Below are 20,366 nucleotides of genomic sequence, written 5' to 3' on the forward strand. Positions count from 1 at the left end.
GCTTTTACAAGTTTTCGAGAATGATTCGCACGCTGAGACATCCCGTCTCAGCCCCCACGCCAATTGCTGCGCGCCTCGACAGCCGCCCCGGCGACCTGCGATAGACAAAGGCTTCTCTCATCATTGCAGGAGATCGTCATGGGGATTGCTGGAAAAATCGCGCTGGTCACCGGCGCCGGGCAGGGCATTGGCCGGGCCATCGCCCTGCGCCTGGCACAGGACGGTGCCGACATCGCCCTGGTGGACATCAATGGCGCCAAGCTCGAAGCCGTAGCTGCTGAAGTGGTCGCACTGGGACGCAAGGCCTCGGTGTTTGTCGCCGACGTGTCCAAGCGCGAACAGGTGGTGGCCGCCGTCGAACATGCGCACCAGACCCTGGGTGGCTTCGACATCATCGTCAACAACGCCGGGGTGGCGCAGATCGATTCGCTGCTGGACGTCAGCCCGGAACAGGTCGAACGCACGCTGGGCATCAACGTGCAGGGCGTATTGTGGGGAATCCAGGCCGCCGGCAAGAAATTCATGGCGCTTGAGCAGAAAGGCAAGATCATCAACGCGTGCTCCATCGCCGGCCATGAAGGCTTCGCGCTGCTCGGGGTGTACTCGGCGACCAAGTTTGCCGTGCGCGCCTTGACCCAGGCGGCGGCCAAGGAATTGGCCAGCGCCGGTATCACGGTCAATGCGTACTGCCCGGGCGTGGTGGGCACCGATATGTGGGTCGAGATCGACAAGCGCATGGCCGAGATTACCGGCGCTGACGTCGGCGCGACATACAAGAAGTACGTGGAGGGCATTGCCCTGGGCCGCGCGGAAACGCCGGAAGACGTTGCCGGGCTGGTGGCCTTCCTGGCCGGGCCGGATTCGGACTACATGACCGGCCAAGCCCCGTTGATTGACGGCGGGCTTGTCTACCGCTGACGTGCTTGGCTGACGCGTTCAAAAATGTGGGAGCGGGCTTGCTCGCGAAGGCGCAGTGTCAGTCAACCATGATGCAGCTGATCCACCGCCTTCGCGAGCAAGCCCGCTCCCACACTGATTTGTGGCTGGACTGAATCCTATGCCTGGCTCAGTTCCCAGAGTTTTTGGAAGGGCTGGCCTGAATCCTGTGCCTGGCTCAGTTCCCATTGTTTTTGAAAGGGCTGGACTGATTCCGGTGCCTGACACAGTTCCACTGTGGGAGCGGGCTTGCTCGCGAAAGCGGTGTGTCAGTCAACCATGATGCAGCTGACCCACCGCCTTCGCAGGCAAGCCAGCTCCCACACTGATGTGTGGCTGGACTGAATCTTGTGCCTGGCTCAGTTCCCACAGTTTTGGAGGGACTGGACTGAATCTTGTGCCTGGCGCAGTTCCCACAGATTTTGGAGGGGGTAGCCTGATTCCTGTGTCTGACACAGTTCCACTGTGGGAGCGGGCTTGCTCGCGAAAGCGGTGTATCAGTCAACCATGATGCAGCTGACCCACCGCCTTCGCAGGCAAGCCAGCTCCCACACTGATTTGCGGTTGGACTGAATCCTGTGCCTGGCTCAGTTCCCCCAGTTTTTAGAGGGGCTGGACTGAATCTTGTGCCTGGCTCAGTTCCCACAGTTTTGGAGGGACTGGCCTAATTCTTGTGCCTGACACAGTTCCACTGTGGGAGCTGGCTTGCCCGCGAAGGCGCAGTTTCAGTCAACCATGATGCAGCTGATCCACCGCCATCGCAGGCAAGCCAGCTCCCACACTGATTTGTGGCTGGACTGATTCTTGTGCCTGCCACAATTCCATTGTGCGGGCTCGCTCCCACAGGTTCACTGTTTACCAGGCATATCGATGCCCAGTTGGTTGACGCGACGGTACAGCGTCGCCCGTGAGATCCCCAGCGCCTGCGCCGTCGGCGATGGCTTCCAGCGATGTCGGATCAGCGCATCCAGCACCACCTGGCGCTCCGGGCTCAGTTGAACCTGCGCCTGCAGCGCAACCTGTTCCCCACGCACTTCCACCGGCAAATCCGCCAGTTGCAGGATGCCGCCTTCGCACACCGCACAGGCATACGCCAGCACGTGCCGCAGTTGCCGCACATTGCCCGGCCAGGCGTAGCCCAACAGCACTTCCAGCGCCGCCTGGCTGATGCCAGCCGCGATGCCACTGTGGCGGGCCTCCTGTTCCAGCAGCCGATTGATCAGGGCCAGTTTGTCGGTGCGTTCGCGCAGCGGCGGCAGGCAGAAACGCGCGCAGCCGAGGCGAAAGTACAGGTCTTCGCGAAAACGTCCTTCACTCACCAGTGCCGCCAGGTCGCGGTGGCTGGCGCAGATCACCTGGATATCCACTGCACGGGTTTTCGCCGCACCCAGGGGCGCCACTTCACCTTCGGCCATCACCCGCAGCAGGCGCGTCTGCAGGGCCAGCGGCATGTCGCCGATTTCATCGAGGAACAGCGTGCCGCCATCGGCCTGCACCAACAGCCCCGGCATGCCCTTGCTGGATGCGCCGGTAAACGCCCCGGCGACATAGCCGAACAGCTCGCTTTCGATCAGGTTTTCCGGGATCGCCGCGCAGTTAACCGCCACGAACGGCCCCTCGCGCCGGGCGCTGCGCTCATGCAATTGGCGCGCGAAGACTTCCTTGCCGGCACCGGTCTCACCTTGCACCAGCACCGGCAGGTTACGGTCCTTGACCCGCACTGCCAGGCGCAGGTGTTCATCCACACGCGGGTCGACCTGGGTGATCGCAACCGCGCGCGCGGGCCTGCGACGCGGCGTGTTGACGCGCACGTGCAGCACGCCGGGTTCGCCCAGCCATTGCAGGTGCTGGGCCGATTGATCGGTGACTGCGCGCAGGGCATCCAGGTCGAATACCTCGCCGATATGCTCCGGCACCTGGCCAAAGCGCCGACGCAGCGCCAGGCGTGCCTTGCTGTTGAGGGCCTGCAGGCGACCGTCCTGGTCCCAGGCCAGCAGCAGGTCGGGCTGGCTGTCGACATAGCCCGGCGTGCTGTGGGCCTGCAGCACCCAGTGCTGGCGAGCGCTGTGCATGAAGAAGGCGTTTTCGATGGCCTGCGCGCTCTGCGCCACCATCTGCCGCACCAGGTGCTGGCTGCGTCGGTCATCCGGGGACTTGAGCGCCGAGGCATCCAGCACCCCCAGCAGGTTGCCCTGCGGGTCGAACATCGGTGCGGCCGAGCAGGTCAGGTCGATGAAGGCCGCGCGAAAGTGATCGCGCTTGTGCACCGTGACCGGCGCCTTGCTGGTCAGCACCGTGGCCACGCCGCAGGTGCCTTCTTCGGCTTCCGACCAGCACGTGCCCAGGTACAGGCCGGCCTTGCGGCAGTCGCTGCGAATGGCGGTGTCCACGCGGTGGTCGATGGTCTGGCCCTGGGCGTCGGTGAGCATCACGCAGTAGTCGGCGTGGCGCACGCGGTGGTGCAGTTGCCCGACGGCTTCGCCGGCGATGCGCATGAACAGTTCGGCGCGCTCACGGCATTCCTTGAGCAGGGGTTCGCTGAGGATGCGCGGCCCCTGCAGGGAGCCGGGGTCCAGGTGATGTTGCTCCATGGAGCGGCGCCAGGAGTCGAAAATCAGCGACGGCACCGGCGCCTGGGGCAGGCGATCGGCATTGCGGACCACGCGACTGACGCAGTCGACGTGCTCTCTGGAGTTCGCGGCGAGCATAAGGCCTCCGGTTCTCGATCTTTGTTGTTATGCCGGCCATTAAGCGCCTATGGGCGCAGGCGGACAAGGGCGGCCTGACCAACAGCCGGGCGTGAGACGCAGCGTCTCACCAGGCCTGAGACGCAGCCTGCAGGCTGCAATGGCGCGTCTCATTCTGCGCAGGCATCGCGCCCCGGTACAACCGCACGGCACTGCTCTGGATCAAGGCTTAGCCAGGTTTTTTCGCGCCTTGGCACAGGCTGTGCTGAACCGCTTGCAGCTGGCCGACGCCAGCCTTTTGTGTGTCGAGACAACCTGGAGAACAACAAGATGTCCACTCACCTGTCCACCGATCAATTGCTGCATGCCTACACCGTGATGCGCACCATCCGTGATTTCGAAGAGCGCTTGCACGTGGAATTCGCCACCGGCGAGATCCCCGGTTTCGTGCACCTGTACGCCGGCCAGGAAGCCAGCGCTGCCGGGGTCATGGCCCACCTCAACGATGAAGATTGCATCGCCTCCAACCACCGTGGCCACGGCCATTGCATCGCCAAGGGCGTGGATGTGTTCGGCATGATGGCCGAGATTTACGGCAAGAAAACCGGCGTGTGCGGCGGCAAGGGCGGCTCCATGCACATCGCCGACCAGGAGAAGGGCATGCTCGGCGCCAACGGCATTGTCGGCGCCGGTGCACCGCTGGCCGCAGGCGCGGCGCTGGCCTCCAAGCTCAAGGGCAGCCAAGGCGTGGCCGTGGCGTTTTTTGGCGATGGTGGCTCCAACGAAGGCGCGGTCTTCGAGGCCATGAACCTGGCCGCGATCATGAAACTGCCGTGCCTGTTCGTCGCCGAGAACAACGGCTATGCCGAGGCCACCGGGTCCGGCTGGTCGGTGGCGTGCAAGGACATTGCCGAGCGCGCCGTGGGCTTTGGCATGCCGGGGGTGATTGTCGATGGCAATGATTTCTTCGCCGTGCATGCGGCGCTTGGCGTCGCGGTGGAGCGGGCACGCAAGGGCGAGGGGCCGACGCTGGTGGAGGTCAAGCTGAGCCGTTTCTACGGCCACTTCGAGGGCGATGCGCAAACCTATCGCGGCCCGGATGAAGTGAAGAACCTGCGCGAATCCCACGATTGCCTGGCGTTGTTCCGCCAGCGGTGCAGCGCCGAAGGCTGGCTCGATGCCGCGCAGTTCGAGCGTATCGACGGCGAGGTCGCACAGTTGATCGAAGACGCCGTGCGCCTGGCCAAGTCCGATCCCAAGCCCCTGGCCGCCGATCTGTTGAGTGACGTGTACGTCGCCTACCGCTAATAACAACAATACTCGGAGAGAATTTCATGGCTCGCAAAATCAGCTATCAGCAGGCAATCAACGAAGCCCTGGCCCAGGAAATGCGCCGCGACCAGAGCGTGTTCATCATCGGCCAGGACGTCTCCGGCGGTACCGGCTCACCGGGCGAGCAGGACGCCTGGGGCGGTGTGCTGGGGGTCACCAAGGGCCTGTACCCCGAATTTCCCGAGCGGGTCCTCGATGCGCCGTTGTCCGAAGTCGGCTACGTGGGCATGGCCGTCGGCGCCGCGACCCGAGGGATGCGCCCGGTGTGCGAGTTGATGTTCGTCGACTTTATCGGCTGCTGCCTCGATCAGTTGCTCAACCAGGCCGCCAAGTTCCGCTACATGTTTGGCGGCAAGACCACCACGCCGCTGGTGGTGCGCGCCATGTACGGCGCCGGCCTGCGCGCTGCGGCCCAGCACTCGCAGATGCTCACCTCGATGTGGACGCACATCCCCGGCCTCAAGGTGGTGTGCCCGGCCACGCCGTATGACGCCAAGGGCATGCTGATCCAGGCTATCCGCGACAACGACCCGGTGATCTTCCTCGAGCACAAACTGCTCTACAGCCTGCAGGGCGAGGTGCCGGAAGAGCTGTACACGGTGCCGTTCGGCGAGGCGAACTTTGTCCGCGAAGGCCGCGACGTGACCCTGGTGACTTACGGGCGCATGGTGCATGTCGCCCTCGAAGCCGCCGCCAACCTTGCCCGCCAGGGGATTGACTGCGAAGTGCTGGACCTGCGCACCACCAGCCCGCTGGACGAAGACAGCATCCTTGAAAGCGTGGAGAAAACCGGGCGCCTGGTGGTGATCGACGAGTCCAACCCACGTTGCTCCATCGCCACCGACATCAGCGCACTGGTGGCCCAGCAGGGGTTCTCGTTCCTGCGCGCGCCGATCGAGATGGTCACCGCGCCGCACACGCCGGTGCCGTTTTCCGATGCACTGGAAGACCTGTACATCCCCAACGCGGCGAAAATCGAGGCTGCCGTGCTGAAGATCGCCGACAAGAGGAATGCCGCATGATCCATACCTTGACCATGCCCAAATGGGGCCTGTCGATGACTGAAGGCCGCCTCGATGTCTGGCTCAAACAACCGGGCGACCGGGTGGAGAAGGGCGAGGAGGTGCTGGATGTGGAGACCGACAAAATCTCCAGCAGTGTCGAAGCGCCATTCAGTGGTGTGCTGCGCCGGGTGCTGGCGCTGAGTGACGAGACCCTGCCGGTGGGCGCGCTGCTGGCCATTGTGGTGGAGGGCGAAGCCACCGAAGAAGAGATCGATGCGGTGGTGGCGCGTTTCAATGCAGGGTTCGTCTCAAGCAACGCTGAAGCCGAAGCGTCGGGACCGAGTGCGCAGAAGGTCGAGGTCGGCGGGCGTTTGCTGCGTTACCTCGACCTGGGTGAGGGCGGCACGCCGCTGGTGCTGGTGCATGGCTTTGGCGGCGACTTGAACAACTGGCTGTTCAACCAACCGGCCTTGGCGGCCGAGCGGCGCGTGATCGCGTTGGATTTGCCGGGGCATGGCGAGTCGGGCAAACACCTGCACAACGGCGATGCCGAAGAGTTGAGCCAGGCCGTGTTGGCCTTGCTCGATCACCTCGGGCTCGACCGCGTGCACCTGGCCGGCCACTCCATGGGCGGGCTGGTTGCGCTGACGATTGCCGACCAGGCCCCCGCGCATGTTGCCTCACTCAGCCTGATCGCCAGCGCCGGCCTGGGGGCGGACATCAACGGCGATTACCTGCAAGGGTTCACCGAAGCCAACAACCGCAACGCGCTCAAGCCGCAGTTGGTGCAACTGTTCAGCGACCCCGCGCTGGTGACGCGGCAAATGCTCGAGGACATGCTCAAGTTCAAGCGACTGGAAGGCGTGGACCGGGCCCTGCGGCAACTGAATGCGCAGCTGTTTGATGGGGGGCGGCAGACGCGGGATTTGCGCAGCGTGGTGGGTCGCCAGCCGAGCCTGGTGATCTGGGGCAGTGACGATGCAATCATCCCGGCCAGCCATGCCGAGGGGTTGCAGGCCCAGGTGGAGATTGTGCCGGGGCAGGGGCATATGGTGCAGTTGGAGGCGGCGGAGCAGGTGAATCAGTTGCTGAGTCTGTTCCTCAAATCTCAAGCCTGATAGCAATCAAATGGGGGGGCGGGCTTGCTCGCGAATACGGTGGGTCAGTCAGACATTCATTGCCTGACACAGCGCTTTCGCGAGCAAGCCCGCTCCCACGGGGTTAATCGTGTATCAACCATGACGCTTGAGGGTTTCGCTGGGCAGTTCCTTGAACAACGCCCGATAACTGTTGGAAAACCGCCCCAGGTGCCAGAACGACCAGTTCATCGCTACCTCCGCGACGGTGGAACCCTCTGAGCTCAACAGTTCACGCCGCGCACCATTCAACCGACGCAACCGCAACCACTGCGCCGGACTCATCCCGGTGTAGGTCTTGAAGCCCTGCTGCAACTGACGCAGTGGCACGCCGGCAATCTGGGCCAGCTCCAGCAGGTTGATGGTCTCATCCGGCGCATCTGCCACCCACTCGCCAATGCGTGCCATCAACCGGCGTTCTTCGCTGCGCCGCTGCAACGAGCTGCGGTCCAGGCACACGCAGGCGTTGTCGAGAATGAACAGGCAATCGTCGAGCAACTGCTGGGTCAGGGCATCGCGGCTGATCGGATCGATCACCGTGGCCAGGCGCGTGAGCGTGCCACTGAGCCAGCGGGTGAACAGCGCATTCTGCTGGCAGGTCAGCGGCGCCATGAACAAGCCTTCGAGTTTCGCCACGTCCAGGCCATGGCGCTGCACGAACTGCGGGCCGAACACCACCGCCACTTCACGGTAGTTTTCCGGGGTGATCCAGGTGTTACGGCTCTCGCCATTGAGCATGTACAGCGCGTTGTCGCTGCCATCGAAACAGAACGCCAGCGAGCCCGGTGGCGCGTTGAAGTGCTGCTCCACGCGGGTGTTCATGCACTCTTCGTAGACCTCGACGCCCTGCAGGTCGAGGTAGCGGATCTGCCCGGCAAAATGCCCCGGGGACATCTGCTGGTACTGCTGCACCCAGCCGGGTGTCGCACTGCATTGAGCGGCCACATCACCGGTGGTGAAGGCCTGTACGCGCAAAGCTGTTGCCTGTGTCATGGGTGATCCGTGCGCACTCTATTGGTGCGTTGTGGTTCGTGCAAAGTGGATAGATGGCCTGTGAAGGCTGGCCCAAGATAGACCTCAATGCGCCAGGAGTACAAGCCGGCGCATGCACCCAACCCATGACGAGGTCCTTATGAACGCCCCCTTCGATCAGCTGTCCGCCTGGCTGAAAGAACACAAGATTACCGAAGTCGAATGCGTGATCAGTGATTTGACTGGCATCGCCCGCGGCAAGATTGCACCCACCAACAAGTTCCTGCATGAGCGAGGCATGCGCCTGCCGGAAAGTGTGTTGCTGCAAACGGTAACCGGGGACTTTGTCGACGACGATATCTACTACGACCTGCTCGACCCGGCCGACATCGACATGATCTGCCGCCCGGTATCCAACGCTACTTACGTGGTGCCCTGGGCCATCGAACCCACCGCGATCGTGATCCACGACACCTTCGACAAGCAGGGCAATCCTATCGAGCTGTCGCCGCGCAACGTGCTGAAAAAGGTCCTGCAGCTCTACACCGACCAGGGCTGGCAGCCGATCGTGGCGCCGGAAATGGAGTTCTACCTGACCCAGCGCTGCGAGGACCCGGACCTGCCATTGAAGACCCCGATTGGCCGTTCCGGTCGCGCCGAAACCGGACGCCAGTCATTTTCCATCGACGCCGCCAACGAGTTCGACCCGCTGTTCGAAGACGTCTATGACTGGTGCGAAGCGCAGGGCCTGGACCTCGATACGCTGATCCACGAAGACGGCCCGGCGCAGATGGAAATCAACTTCCGCCACGGCGACGCCCTCGACCTCGCCGACCAGATCACCGTGTTCAAGCGCACCCTGCGCGAAGCCGCACTCAAGCACAACGTGGCCGCGACCTTCATGGCCAAGCCAGTGGCCGACGAGCCGGGCAGCGCCATGCACCTGCACCAGAGCGTGGTCGACATCGCCACCGGCAAGCCGGTGTTTGTCGACGCCGACGGCAGCATGAGCCAACTGTTCCTGCACCATATCGGCGGCCTGCAGAAATACATCCCCAAGCTGTTGCCGATGTTCGCGCCGAACGTCAATTCGTTCCGCCGCTTCCTGCCGGACACCTCGGCGCCGGTCAACGTGGAATGGGGTGAAGAGAACCGCACCGTCGGCCTGCGCGTGCCGACCTCGAGCCCCGACGCGATGCGCGTGGAAAACCGCCTGCCGGGCGCCGATGCCAATCCTTACCTGGCGATTGCGGCTAGTCTGCTGTGTGGCTACCTGGGCATGATCGAGCAGATCGAACCCAGTGCGCCGGTCGAAGGCCGTGCCTATGAGCGCCGCAACCTGCGCTTGCCGTTCACCCTCGAAGACGCCCTGGCGCGCATGGAGGATTGCGACACAGTCAAGCAGTACCTGGGCGAAAAGTTTGTGCGCGGCTACGTCGCGGTCAAGCGCGCCGAGCACGAGAATTTCAAGCGGGTGATCAGCTCCTGGGAACGTGAGTTCCTGTTGCTGAGCGTCTAAAAAAACCAAAAAAGGGGTGTCGATATGCGTCTCGTGAAAAAGCTTCTCCCGCTGGCCCTGGTGGCCGCGTTCAGCAGTGCCAGCCAGGCCGCGCCGACAGTGAGCGTCTACAACTGGACCGACTACATCGGCGAGACCACCTTGGCCGATTTCCAGGCCAAGACCGGGATCAAGGTGATCTACGACGTGTTCGACTCCAACGAAACCCTGGAGGGCAAGTTGCTCGCGGGGCGCACCGGCTATGACGTGGTGGTGCCGTCCAACCACTTCCTGGCACGCCAGGTGAAGGCCGGCGCGTTCCTCAAGCTCGACCGTGCGCAGCTGCCCAACTTCAAGAACCTCGACCCCAAGCTGCTCAAGCTGCTGGAGAAAAACGACCCGGGCAATGCGCACTCGGTGCCGTACCTGTGGGGCACCAATGGCATCGGCTACAACGTCGACAAGGTCAAGCAAGTGCTGGGCATCGACCATATCGATTCGTGGGCGGTGCTGTTCGAGCCAGAGAACATCAAGAAGCTCAACCAGTGCGGCGTGGCGTTCCTCGACTCGGCAGATGAGCTGTTCCCGGCGATCCTCAACTACATGGGCAAGGACCCACGCAGCGAGAATCCCAAGGACTATCAGGAAGCTGAAGCCAAGCTGCTGACGCTGCGTCCCTACATCACCTACTTCCATTCCTCCAAGTACATCTCGGATCTGGCCAACGGCGATATCTGCGTGGCCTTCGGTTACTCCGGCGACGTCTTCCAGGCCGCCAACCGCGCCAAGGAAGCCAAGAACGGCGTGAACATTGCCTACTCGATTCCCAAGGAAGGTTCCAACCTGTGGTTCGACCTGCTGGCGATTCCCGCCGATGCCAGCAACCCGAAGGAAGCCCATGCCTTCATCAACTATCTGCTCGACCCCGAAGTGATCGCCAAAGTCAGTGCCTCGGTCGGCTATGCCAACGCCAACCCCGCGGCCAAGGCGTTCATGGACCCGGAACTGGTGAACAACCCTGAGGTGTACCCGTCCCAGGAAGTGCTCGACAAACTCTACATATCCACCACGCCGACCCCGGCGACCATGCGCCTGATGACCCGCGCCTGGAGCAAAGTGAAGACCAATAAATGATCCCATCCAGTGACCACGCCCGTTCCTACTACCGCGCCTCGGCCAACGCCATGCCGGCGCGCCCGTCGCTGGGCGCCGACCTGACGGCCGATGTGTGTGTGATCGGCGGCGGTTTCACCGGCGTCAACACCGCCATCGAGTTGGCCCAGCGCGGGCTCTCGGTGATCCTGCTGGAGGCCCGGCGCATTGGCTGGGGCGCCAGCGGGCGTAACGGCGGGCAGTTGATTCGCGGGATTGGTCATGACGTCTCGGGGTTTGCCAAGTACGTGGGCGAGGAGGGCGTGCGTTACCTGGAGCGCGCGGGCATCGAGTCGGTGGCGTTGGTGGGCGAGCGGATTCGCGCGCACGGCATCGACTGCGACCTGCGCTGGGGCTTTTGTGAGTTGGCGAATACGCCGGCACAGTTCGCCGCGTTCAAGGGCGAGCAGGCGCACCTGGCAGCGCTGGGATATACCCATGAAACGCGCCTGGTCGGCCCTGGGGATATTCAGCAAGTGGTCGGCTCAACGCTGTATGCCGGGGGCCTGGTGGACATGGGCTCCGGGCATTTGCACCCGTTGAACCTGGTGCTGGGCGAGGCGCATGTGGCCGAGTCCCTCGGCGTGCGGATTTTCGAGCACACTGAAGTGCTGGAACTGCTCCACGGCGACACGGTGCAGGTGCGCTGTGCCGGCGGCACCGTGCGCGCCGCCAACCTGGTGCTGGCGTGCAATGCGCACCTGGACGAATTGGAGCCGCGCCTGAGCGGCAAGGTGCTGCCGGCGGGCAGCTACATCATCGCCACCGAGCCGTTGTCGGAGGAGATGGCCAACCAGTTGATCCCGCACAACCTGGCGCTGTGCGACCAGAAAGTCGGCCTGGATTACTACCGGTTGTCCGCCGACCGCCGCCTGCTGTTCGGCGGCGCCTGTCACTACTCCGGACGCGATCCAGCGGACATTGCCGCCTATATGCAGCCGAAAATGCTCAAGGTATTCCCGCAACTGGCCAACACGGCCATCGAGTTCCAGTGGGGCGGCAAGATCGGCATCACGGCCAATCGTTTTCCCCAGGTCGGGCGCTTGCAGCAGTACCCGAATGTGTTCTATGCCCAGGGCTATTCCGGGCATGGGCTCAACGTCACTCACTGGTGCGCACGGCTGCTGGCCGAAGGTATCCACGCCGGCCACAGCAAGGGGCTGGATATCTTCAGCCAGGTGCCGCACATGACCTTCCCCGGCGGCAAGGCCTTGCGTTCGCCACTGCTGGCGTTGGGGATGCTGTGGTATCGCCTGAAGGAATGGATCTAGCCGACGCCGCCCTCCAAATGTGGGAGCGGGCTTGCTCGCGAATACGGTCTGTCAGTCACCGCATGTATTGGCTGGACCAACGCCTTCGCGAGCAAGCCCGCTCCCACATTTTGGATGTATGCAGGGCTCAGGATTGGCGTCGTGGCTGAAGGTGTTGACGGTTGGAGTCCTATTCGCCCGTGGGTTCGGTGAGTACCTTGCGGAACGTTTCCACCAGCGGGCGCAGGTTGATCCGGTGCCACGCCGCCCACAGTGGCGTGGTGTAGGTCAGCCAGGGCAGTTCGCGCAGCACCACGCCCGGCGGTGCATTGCGGCTCAGGCCTTTTTGCACCATCGCCACCCCCAAGCCGGAGGCGACCAGGCCCAAGGCGGTGAACGGCTCGCTGGCTTCCATGGGAATCTGCGGGGTGAAACCGGCGCGGATGCAGGCGGCGACAAAGTCATCGGCGGGGTTGGCGCCGGGTTTGCGCTGCACGCCAATCCACTCCTGATCGGCCAGGTGCTCGGGCAGCAGTTCAGTCTGCCTGGCCAGCGGGTGATGCTCGGGCAGGGCCAGGAGCATCGGGTCGTCCAGCACTTGCAGGGCAGTCAGGTCCGGGTCATCGGCGGCCGGTGGTTCCGCCACCAGGGCGATGTCCAGGCTGCGCTGGCGCAGGCCTTCGAGTTGTTCGAGGGAGGGCAGGTTGTACAGCTTGATGTGCACGGTGGGCCGGTCGTCGCGCAGGATGCGCAAGGCATTCGGCAGCACGCCGGCGTGCATGGCGTTCTCGATGTAGCCGATGCACAGGCCACCTTCTTCACCACGGCCGAGGCGCTTGCCCAGGGATTCGAGGCGATTGGCGTGGGTCAGCAGGGCCTTGGTCTCGGCGAGAAAAGTCTGCCCGTCGCGGGTCAGGCGGATGCGTTGCTGGCTGCGCTCGAACAGGGTCAGGCCCAGGCGTTCTTCGAGCTGGGCAATCTGCCGGCTCAACGGCGACTGCGAGATATGCAGGCGCTCGGCGGCGCGGCCGACGTGTTCTTCTTCAGCGACCACTTCGAAGTAGCGCAACTGGCGTAGATCAATCATGTAAGACCTCTTGGGACTCAAGTTGGTCGCAGTATGTCTTGGACGGTCCGATCTAGGCAATCTACGATCTGCTCAACGGTCACAGCGACCCTGAACCCGATTGAGGATCCACCATGAGCTTGAAAGACAAATTGCCCGGCCAACTGGGCTTTGGCACGGCCCCGCTGGGCAACATGTTCCGCGCCATCCCTGAGGAAGAAGCCCAGGCCACTGTCGAGGCCGCCTGGAACCAGGGCGTGCGCTACTTCGATACCGCGCCGTTCTACGGTTCGGGCCTGTCGGAAATCCGCCTCGGCCAGGCCCTGTCGCAATACCGTCGCGACGACTTCGTGCTCAGCACCAAGGTCGGCCGCCTGATCCTCGACGAAGTCGAAGAAAGCGCGCGTGATCTCGGTGAAAAAAGCGGCGTGTTCGAACACGGTCGCCCGAACAAGATGGTCAACGACTACAGCGCCGATGCCACCTTGCGCTCCATCGAAGACAGCCTGAACCGCCTGCAGACCGATCGCCTGGATATCGTCTGGATTCACGACATCGCCCAGGACTTCTACGGCGACCAGTGGCTGGACTACTTCAACCAGGCCCGTACCGGCGCCTTCAAGGTGCTGACCCGCCTGCGTGAAGAGGGCGTGATCAAGGCCTGGGGCCTGGGCGTGAATCGCGTCGAGCCCTGCGAGCTGACCCTGGACCTTGCCGAAGCCCAACCCGACGGTTTCCTGCTGGCCGGCCGCTACACCTTGCTGGACCACGACCGCGCCCTGCAGCGCTTGATGGACGCCGCCCTGGCGCAGCAGGTCGAAATCGTCGTCGGTGGCCCGTACAGCTCGGGGATCCTCGCCGGGGGCGCGCACTTCGAATACCAGCCAGCGAGCCCGGCGATCATCCACAAGGTCGAGCAGATCAAGGCGATTGCCCAGGCCTTTGGCGTGAGTGTGAAGGCGGCGGCGCTGCAGTTCTCCCTGGCGCATCCTGCCGTGGCGGCGGTCATTCCGGGTGCCAGTCGTCCGGGGCGGATTGCCGAAGACGTCGCGGCGTTGTCAGAGAAGATTCCGGCAGCCTTCTGGCAGGCCCTGCGCGATGCCCACTTGGTCTCGGACCGCGCACCACTGCCGCTCTAATACGAGGATTCAAGCATGAAGATTGATGTAAGCGGCAAAGTAGCCATCGTCAGCGGCAGCACGGCAGGCATCGGCCTGGGTATCAGCCAGGCCCTGGCAGCGTCCGGCGCCACCGTGGTGGTGATCGGGCGCGAAGCGGGCAAGGTCGATGACGCACTGGCGAGCATTCGCCAGGCGGTGCCCGGCGCCAACCTGCGCGGGCTGGTGGCGGACCTGGGCACCGTTGAGGGCGCCGACACACTGTTCGCCGCCGAACCGCGTGCCGACATCCTGGTCAACAACCTGGGCATCTTCAACGATGTGGATTTCTTCGAAGCGCCGGACAGCGAATGGACACGCTTCTACGAGGTCAACGTGATCTCCGGTGTGCGCCTGGCGCGGCACTACGTGCCAGGCATGGTCGAGCAGGCCTGGGGGCGGGTGATTTTCCTGTCCTCGGAATCCGGGGTGGCAACGCCGGCGGACATGATCAACTACGGCGTGACCAAGAGCGCCAACCTGGCCGTGTCCCATGGCTTGGCCAAGCGCCTGGCCGGCACTGGGGTGACCGTCAACGCGGTGCTGCCGGGCCCGACTTTCACCGACGGCCTGGAGCAGATGCTCAAGGACGCCACCGCGAAGTCCGGGCGCAGCGCACGGGACGAGGCCGATGTGTTTGTGCGAAACGCGCGACCCACCTCGATCATCCAGCGCGCAGCGAATGTGGATGAAGTGGCGAACCTGGTGGCGTACATTGCTTCACCCCTGTCCTCCGCGACCACCGGTGCCGCGTTGCGGGTCGATGGTGGTGTCGTCGATAGCATGGCGATCTGAATTTTTTACCTTCTGGAGTATTTATCGTGGCAACAGCGTCTTCTGTGATTGAAATTCCGGTGTCGGCCGATCAGGTCTGGCAATTGGTGGGCGGCTTCAACAGCCTGCCGGACTGGCTGCCGTTCATCGTCAAGAGCGAGCCCAGCGATGGCGGCCGCGTGCGGCACCTGCAGACTGCCGACGGCGGCGTGGTGGTCGAGCGCCTGCAGGCCTTCGATAACGTCGGGCGCACTTACAGCTACACCATTGAGCAATCGCCGTTTCCGGTGAGTGCTTACCTCGCGACCTTGCAGGTCGAGGCCCTTGGCGAATCGTCGGCGAAAGTGACCTGGTCCGGCGTGTTCACGCCGGCGGCGGGAACCACGGACGCGGCGGTGGAAGAGTTGTTTGCCGGGGTGTACAGCGGCGGGCTTGAGGCGCTGCGGGCCAATTTCCCGGCCTGACTCGATCAGCCAGGCAACACCATTCCAATGTGGGAGCGGGCTTGCTCGCGAATGCGGTGGATCAGCCGATACTGTTGGTGACTGACAGACCGCTTTCGCGAGCAAGCCCGCTCCCACATTTATTGACCCGGGGGAGACCTCAGGCTTCCGGCATCAGTTGCTGGCGGCACTCGAGAATCAGGCGGGCGCCACCTTGCTCGCTGCTGCCGACTTCGAGCTTGAACCCGTGCAGGTTGATGATCGCCGCGACAATCGACAAGCCCAAGCCAAACCCGCCTTGCTGGTCGCCTTCATCCACGCGGTAGAAGCGCTGGAACACCGCATCACGTTCGGCGGCCGGGATGCCCGGGCCGGAGTCGTGGACTTCGATGCGCGTGCTGCCGGCATCGTTGAGACCCCGCAGGATCACCTCGCCACCCGGTGGGGAGAACTTGATCGAGTTGCTCAGCAGGTTGGCCAACGCTTCGAACAACAGTGCGCGGTCGCCGGTGATCCACGGCAAGGACTCGGGGACTTCAAGGCGCAGCTGCAACTCGCCTTCTTCCGCCAGGGGCAGGTAGAAGTCATGCAGTTCGCGCAGCAGTGGCAGCGGGTCCATCACCAGGAAGCCTGAGCGGCGCTGATGGTCCTCCAATTCCGAGATCCGCAGCAGCCCGCGAAAGCGTGCCATCAGGGTGTCGGTCTCGGTAATTGCATCGTCGAGTTTTACCGCGTAGTGCGAGTCGGCCTCCGCTTCCTGGCGGATGCGGTAGAGCTGCGCCCGCAGGCGGGTCAGCGGCGTGCGCAAGTCGTGGGCGATGTTGTCGCACACGCCCTTGACCTCGTTCATCAGCTTCTCGATGCGGTCGAGCATGGCGTTGACGATGGCCGCGAGCATGTCCAGTTCGTCACGCCGGTTGGACAGCGGCAGGCGGTGAGTGAGGTCGCCGGCGACGATGGCTTCGGCGCTGGCCTGGATCCCACGGATCCGGCGCAACGGGCGGCGGCGCAGCAAATGCCAGCCAGCGGCGCCGGGAATGATCGTCAGCGACAGCGCCCACAACAGCGCGTGCCAGATGATCCGTGTCACGCCAAACAACGAGCCGTTGGCCCGCACCAGCACCAGCCAGCGGCCGTCGTCGGTGTGGGTGGCCACGGCGTCGCAGCTGTCCTTGGGCAGTTTGGGGTCGTCGGAATCGACGCAGTTGGCCAGCGCGTGGATCTTGCCGTCCAGCGGCAAGTCGGGAGGAATCGCGCGGATCGGCCCGCTCAAGGGGCGAAACTGCTCGTCGAACAGGCCGTAGGCGTCCACGCCCTTCATGTCGAAGGTCATGCTGGTGGTCAGGGCTTCCACCAGTTCCTCGCCGTCGAAACGCTGGAACAAATGTTGGCGCTGCATCAGCGAATGGCGCGACAGATCACCCAGGTAACCCGACACTTCGTAGTACAGCACCCCCATGAGGATGCAGCTCCAGGCCACGAACAACGAGCTGTACAGCGCCAGCAGGCGGCTGCTGGAGGAACGCCAGCCCTTAGAGGGGTTCAGCAATGACATAACCGGAACCTCGTACCGTGCGGATCAGCGGCGTGAGGCCCGGTGGATCGATTTTCTTGCGCAGGCGACCGATGTGCACATCGATCAGGTTGGTGCCCGGGTCGAAGTGATACCCCCAGACTTCCTCGAAGATCATCATCCGCGACAGGATCTGCCCGGTGTTGCGCATCAGGAATTCGAGCAGTTTGTATTCGGTCGGCAGCAGGCTCAGCGGCTGTTCGGCACGGCTGGCTTCGCGGCTGATCAGGTTGAGTTCCAGGTCGGCCACGCGCAGGGCGGTCTCGAATTCCTTGACCGTGCTTTTACGCCGCAGCAGCACTTCGACGCGGGCGGCCATTTCATCCGAGGCGAAAGGCTTGGTCAGGTAGTCATCGCCGCCGGCGCGCAGGCCGCGCACGCGCTCGTCGACGTCGGAGAGGGCGCTGATCATCAGGATCGGCGTGGAGACGCCGATGGTGCGCAGGGTGGTGACGATGGCCAGGCCATCGAGTTCGGGCAGCATGCGGTCGAGGGTGATCAGATCGTAATCACCGCTCACGGCACGGACCAGGCCTTCGCGGCCGTTGTCCACCCAATCTACGTCCAGTCCATGGCTACTCAGCTCGGCGACGATCTCGCGGGCCGTTACGGCGTCATCCTCGATGGTCAAAATACGGGTCATGGGATTACCTTTCACACAGGAAAACCGCAATCGCCGGCAAGCCGGCGCGTACAGAAGTGGGAGCATTTTGCCAATAAATGGCTGAACGCTTCCTAAATAAAACGTCATGTTGGCAAAACTGACAAAAATTTCATCACTTGGCACGCGATCCCGCTGGCGCCGTCTTGCTGGCGATAGGGGTGTGTCCGTCAGCGCTTTGGGCGCCGGGAATCGCGCTATCGCCGACACGCCGGCGCCTACAGGTGAGTGTTCAGCCTGGGATTGCATAACGCCCGCCTTGTTCGGTCATTTCTTGCAAGTTGCATGGTTCAAATTAGTTCAATTTAGTTAACTTGTTGAAATATAAGGATTTTAAATTTTCGAGCGACTGGCACGCTGCCTGCACTGTCCCTTTTGAGAGTTGTAACACTATTTTTCCTGCCGGGAGCAAAACAACAATGATCACATCCTCATCCACGCTGCAAGAGTCGAGCGCGCTCTCCGGGGTTTCCTGGGGGGCGATTTTTGCCGGGGCCGCAGCCGCGGCTGCACTGTCACTGATTCTGGTACTGCTGGGTTTCGGCCTGGGCTTTTCGGCGGTGTCGCCGTGGGCCGATAGCGGCATCAGCGCCAAGGGGCTTGGCATTTCCACCATTATCTGGCTGGCGTTTACCCAGATCGTCGCCTCCGGCCTGGGCGGTTACATCGCCGGCCGGTTGCGCGTGAAATGGGCCAATATGCACGGCGATGAGGTGTATTTTCGCGACACCGCCCATGGCTTCCTGGCCTGGGCCGTGGCCACGTTGATTACCGCGACCCTGGTGGTCGGCTCGGTCAGCAGCGTGGTCAGCGGTGGCGTGCAAGCAGGTGCCAGCGTGGCGTCCGGTGCTGCCAGCGGTGTCACCCAGGCCGCCGGCAGTGCGGCCAAAGGTGCCAACGGCCAGGACTTCGGCTACTACGTCGACAGCCTGTTCCGGGACGACCGCCCAGCCGCCGTCAGTGATGACGCGGTCCACGGCGTGGTTGCGCGCATCTTTGCCCGCACCCTGAGCAACGACGGCCAACTGGCCCCTGAAGACCGTGCCTACCTGGCCCAGTTGATCAGCCAGCGCACCAACCTCAGCCAGGCTGACGCCGAGGCGCGTATCGACAAGGTCTACGGTGACGCCCGTAAAGCCCTCGAAGACGCCAAGCTCAAAGCCAAGCAAGCCGCTGATACCGCCGCCAAAGTTGCTGCCTGGACGTCCCTGTGGATGTTCGTGGCCCTGCTGATCGGTGCGTTTTTCGCCAGCTTCGCTGCAACCTTCGGCGGTCGTCGCCGGGATGCGGTGGTGTATGTCGAAACTGAACACTTCGTTCGTTAATTCAAGGAGAACAACATGCGCTCATTACTGCTTTGGTTCCTCGGTGTGCCTATTCCGGTGATCATCCTGATCGCGATCTTTATGCACTGATTGCCGTCTTAATCGGTAAATACGTGGGAGCGGGCTTGTTGGCGAATGCGCGGTGTCAGTGACTCATGAGTTGACTGACACAACGTTTTCGCCGGCAAGCCCGCTCCCACGTTTGTTTGTGCGCAGGGCCAGCCAACTGGTCAGCAGCAAGCCGCTCGCCAGCGCGGTCATGATCACCAGGGGCCGCGAGGTGCCGTTGGACAGCAGGCCGGTAACCCAGCTGCTCAGCGCCGTCAGGAACATCTGGGTAAAGAAGAACAGGCCAGACGCCGTCCCGGCGATTGCGCCGTAGGGCTGCAGCACCGACAGCTGGCACGCCGGAATCACCATCCCCACCGACACCATGATCACCACCATCGGCAGCACAATCGCCAGCCATTGCTGCGGCAACGCCAGGGTGGCGAGTGCGAGCAGCAGGCTGCCCAGCACATTCAGGGCAATCGCCGCGTTGATCAGGCGATCCGGTTCGAATCGCTGCACCAGCCGACGGAACAGGTTGGCACCGAGCATGTAGCCACTGATGGTGGCGGCGAACACCAGCGCATAGGCGGTCGCCGTCAGGTGAAAACCACGCTGCAGCAGCGCCGACGACTCGCTGATGAAGGGGAAATAGGTGCTGTACACGCAGCCGATCGCCAGGGAATAGCGCAGGAAGTAGCGATCGCGCAGCAGTTGGGCATAAATCCGCAGCAGGTTGCTCGGCGGCGCGGCGGCCACCTCCGGCGGACGGGTTTCGGGCAGGCGGCGATACACCACCAGGTACAGCACCGCGCCGATGAGGCCGAGCAGCACGAATAGCCCGCGCCAATTCACCAGCGGCAACAGCAGGCTGCCCAGCACCGGCGCGGCCATTGGCGAGACGGCCATGGCTATGGAGATCAGGCCCAGCAGCCGCGCCTGTTCATGGCGGTCGAAGTAGTCGCGCACGATCACCCGGCCAATGACCGTGGTGCAGCACCCGCCCAGGGCCTGGAACAACCGGGCAATGATCAGCACGCCGAGGCTGTCGGCCAGCGCACACGCGACGGTGGCGACCACGTACGTGAACAAGCCCGCCAGCAACACCGGGCGGCGGCCGAAGCGATCCGTCAGCGGACCGCTGACCAGCAGGGAAATCGCCGAGCCAAGGGTGTACAGGGTGAGGATCAGCTGCAGCTGGCTGTCGCGGGTGTGGAAATAGTCGGCCATGGCGGGCAGGGCCGGCAGGTGCATGTCGAGGGTGATGCGGGGCAGGCCGATCAGCATGGTGAGCAGCACCAGCCAGAACCTGAAGGAGAGGGCGCGTTGGGTCATGGCACGCTTCTTTGCAA

17 protein-coding genes are annotated in these 20,366 nt (G+C 63.3%); 11 read left to right on the forward strand and 6 right to left on the reverse strand.

Annotation, left to right across the window (positions count from 1 at the left end; genetic code table 11):
* The first annotated feature begins 138 nt into the window (after window positions 1–138).
* Window positions 139–918, forward strand: coding sequence for an acetoin reductase (locus tag BBG20_RS19780; protein WP_065906241.1), 780 nt, complete (start codon window positions 139–141; stop codon window positions 916–918).
* 866 nt (window positions 919–1,784) lie between these two features.
* Here the strand turns inward: BBG20_RS19780 and BBG20_RS19785 are convergent.
* Window positions 1,785–3,644, reverse strand: a complete 1,860-nt coding sequence (locus tag BBG20_RS19785) for a sigma-54-dependent Fis family transcriptional regulator (RefSeq protein ID WP_065906243.1) — start codon at window positions 3,642–3,644, stop codon at window positions 1,785–1,787.
* Between the two features lie 309 nt (window positions 3,645–3,953).
* Between BBG20_RS19785 and BBG20_RS19790 the strand changes: the two genes are divergently transcribed.
* From BBG20_RS19790 to BBG20_RS19800, 3 genes are read left to right on the forward strand one after another with little or no spacing between them, the layout of a single operon-like run.
* Window positions 3,954–4,931: a thiamine pyrophosphate-dependent dehydrogenase E1 component subunit alpha gene (locus BBG20_RS19790; RefSeq protein ID WP_065906245.1), complete on the forward strand. Its 978-nt coding sequence runs from the start codon at window positions 3,954–3,956 to the stop codon at window positions 4,929–4,931.
* A 26-nt stretch (window positions 4,932–4,957) separates the two neighbouring features.
* A complete protein-coding gene (locus BBG20_RS19795; RefSeq protein WP_065906247.1) occupies window positions 4,958–5,977 on the forward strand; it encodes an alpha-ketoacid dehydrogenase subunit beta in 1,020 nt (339 codons plus the stop codon).
* Window positions 5,974–7,077, forward strand: a complete 1,104-nt coding sequence (locus tag BBG20_RS19800; RefSeq protein ID WP_065906249.1) for an acetoin dehydrogenase dihydrolipoyllysine-residue acetyltransferase subunit — start codon at window positions 5,974–5,976, stop codon at window positions 7,075–7,077. The genes BBG20_RS19795 and BBG20_RS19800 overlap by 4 nt, the downstream gene beginning before the upstream one ends.
* Window positions 7,078–7,191: 114 nt before the next feature.
* Here the strand turns inward: BBG20_RS19800 and BBG20_RS19805 are convergent, their stop codons facing one another.
* Complete coding sequence (locus BBG20_RS19805) at window positions 7,192–8,088, reverse strand: helix-turn-helix domain-containing protein (RefSeq protein WP_065906252.1); 897 nt, start codon at window positions 8,086–8,088, stop codon at window positions 7,192–7,194.
* Window positions 8,089–8,227: 139 nt separating this feature from the next.
* On the opposite strand from BBG20_RS19805, the gene BBG20_RS19810 reads away from it, so the two are divergent.
* From BBG20_RS19810 to BBG20_RS19820, 3 genes are read left to right on the forward strand one after another with little or no spacing between them, the layout of a single operon-like run.
* Complete coding sequence (locus BBG20_RS19810) at window positions 8,228–9,586, forward strand: glutamine synthetase family protein (protein WP_065906254.1); 1,359 nt, start codon at window positions 8,228–8,230, stop codon at window positions 9,584–9,586.
* Between the two features lie 24 nt (window positions 9,587–9,610).
* The gene (locus BBG20_RS19815; protein ID WP_065906256.1) at window positions 9,611–10,699 is read left to right on the forward strand and encodes a polyamine ABC transporter substrate-binding protein; all 1,089 of its coding nucleotides are present in this window, start codon (window positions 9,611–9,613) and stop codon (window positions 10,697–10,699) included.
* Window positions 10,696–11,988 (forward strand): NAD(P)/FAD-dependent oxidoreductase, encoded by a 1,293-nt coding sequence (locus BBG20_RS19820; protein WP_065906258.1) that lies wholly within the window; start codon window positions 10,696–10,698, stop codon window positions 11,986–11,988. The genes BBG20_RS19815 and BBG20_RS19820 overlap by 4 nt, the downstream gene beginning before the upstream one ends.
* A 169-nt stretch (window positions 11,989–12,157) precedes the next feature.
* Here the strand turns inward: BBG20_RS19820 and BBG20_RS19825 are convergent, their stop codons facing one another.
* Entirely contained in the window at window positions 12,158–13,054 is an 897-nt protein-coding gene (locus tag BBG20_RS19825) for a LysR substrate-binding domain-containing protein (RefSeq protein ID WP_065906259.1), read from the reverse strand.
* 113 nt (window positions 13,055–13,167) lie between these two features.
* On the opposite strand from BBG20_RS19825, the gene BBG20_RS19830 reads away from it, so the two are divergent.
* Genes BBG20_RS19830 through BBG20_RS19840 form a run of 3 tightly spaced genes read left to right on the forward strand, consistent with a single transcriptional unit; the run spans window position 13,168 to window position 15,428 of the window.
* Window positions 13,168–14,172 carry an aldo/keto reductase gene (locus BBG20_RS19830; RefSeq protein WP_065906260.1) on the forward strand — a complete coding sequence of 335 codons (1,005 nt, stop codon included), beginning with the start codon at window positions 13,168–13,170 and terminating at the stop codon, window positions 14,170–14,172.
* 15 nt (window positions 14,173–14,187) lie between these two features.
* Window positions 14,188–14,985 carry an SDR family NAD(P)-dependent oxidoreductase gene (locus tag BBG20_RS19835; protein ID WP_065906261.1) on the forward strand — a complete coding sequence of 266 codons (798 nt, stop codon included), beginning with the start codon at window positions 14,188–14,190 and terminating at the stop codon, window positions 14,983–14,985.
* Between the two features lie 26 nt (window positions 14,986–15,011).
* A complete protein-coding gene (locus BBG20_RS19840) occupies window positions 15,012–15,428 on the forward strand; it encodes an SRPBCC family protein (protein ID WP_065906262.1) in 417 nt (138 codons plus the stop codon).
* Window positions 15,429–15,567: 139 nt separating this feature from the next.
* Here the strand turns inward: BBG20_RS19840 and BBG20_RS19845 are convergent, their stop codons facing one another.
* Both BBG20_RS19845 and BBG20_RS19850 read right to left on the reverse strand, forming a co-directional pair.
* A complete protein-coding gene (locus tag BBG20_RS19845) occupies window positions 15,568–16,962 on the reverse strand; it encodes a sensor histidine kinase (protein WP_065906264.1) in 1,395 nt (464 codons plus the stop codon).
* Complete coding sequence (locus BBG20_RS19850) at window positions 16,940–17,623, reverse strand: response regulator transcription factor (RefSeq protein WP_003219726.1); 684 nt, start codon at window positions 17,621–17,623, stop codon at window positions 16,940–16,942. The genes BBG20_RS19845 and BBG20_RS19850 overlap by 23 nt, the downstream gene beginning before the upstream one ends.
* Before the next feature lie 437 nt (window positions 17,624–18,060).
* Here BBG20_RS19850 and BBG20_RS19855 point away from each other — a divergent pair, with 437 nt between their 5' ends.
* Complete coding sequence (locus tag BBG20_RS19855) at window positions 18,061–18,966, forward strand: hypothetical protein (RefSeq protein WP_065906266.1); 906 nt, start codon at window positions 18,061–18,063, stop codon at window positions 18,964–18,966.
* Between the two features lie 153 nt (window positions 18,967–19,119).
* On the opposite strand, the gene BBG20_RS19860 is transcribed toward BBG20_RS19855, so the two are convergent.
* Entirely contained in the window at window positions 19,120–20,349 is a 1,230-nt protein-coding gene (locus tag BBG20_RS19860) for a multidrug effflux MFS transporter (protein ID WP_065906268.1), read from the reverse strand.
* Between the last annotated feature and the right edge of the window lie 17 nt (window positions 20,350–20,366).

The organism is Pseudomonas aylmerensis, from assembly GCF_001702265.1.
Lineage (GTDB): Bacteria > Pseudomonadota > Gammaproteobacteria > Pseudomonadales > Pseudomonadaceae > Aquipseudomonas > Aquipseudomonas aylmerensis.